The following is a 761-nucleotide window of genomic DNA, read 5'->3' on the forward strand; positions in this document are numbered from 1 at the left end:
CATGATGCGGAGCAAGCGCGTAGTGAGGTGGAAAATGCAAAAAGCACAGCGAATGCAGCGTGGAATAAAGCCCACAAAGCGAATGAAACAGCAGATAGTGCTAAGCTTACAGCAAGTTTAGCAGAAACGGCAGGCGAAGAAGCCAAGAAAATAGCGGAGAAAGCCAATAACTACGCGTATGAAGCAAAAGATGAAGCCGGAAAAGCCAAGGAAATAGCCAATAGTGCAAAATATGCAGCAGGAGAGGCGCAAAAGGCAGCTGAAACAGCGGGTAAGAAAGCCGCGTCTTTAGAAGCAGCCGCAGAAGAAGCACAAAAAATAGCTAAAGAAGCCAAACAGACAGCAGGTTATGCTAACCATGATGCGGAGCAAGCGCGTAGTGAGGTGGAAAAAGTAAAAAGCACAGCGAATGAAGCGTGGAGTAAAGCTTACGACGCGAATGAAGCAGCCAATAACGCTAAGACTATAGCAAGATTAGCAGAAATGGCAGGTGAAGAAGCCAAGAAAATAGCAGAGAAAGCCGATGACCGAGCGTATGAAGCCAAGAATGAAGTAGAAAAAGCCAAGGAAATAGCGAGTAATGCAAAATATATAGCAGGAGAGGCGCAGAGGGCAGCCGAAACAGCGGGTAAGAAAGCTGCGTCTTTAGAAGAAGAAGCGGAAGAGGCACAAAAAATAGCCAAGGAAGCCAAGGAGTCTGCTGGTTATGCAAGACATGATGCGACGCAAGCGCGCAATCAGGCAGAAAATGCAGAGAAAAT

1 pseudogene is annotated in these 761 nt (G+C 46.8%); it reads left to right on the plus strand.

From position 1 onward, the window contains the following. A pseudogene (locus tag ACFIN0_RS09960) lies at positions 1–761 on the plus strand (hypothetical protein); the annotation flags it as partial.

The sequence above is a fragment of the Bartonella sp. AA89HNZF genome (assembly GCF_042196905.1).
In the GTDB taxonomy this organism is placed as follows: domain Bacteria; phylum Pseudomonadota; class Alphaproteobacteria; order Rhizobiales; family Rhizobiaceae; genus Bartonella.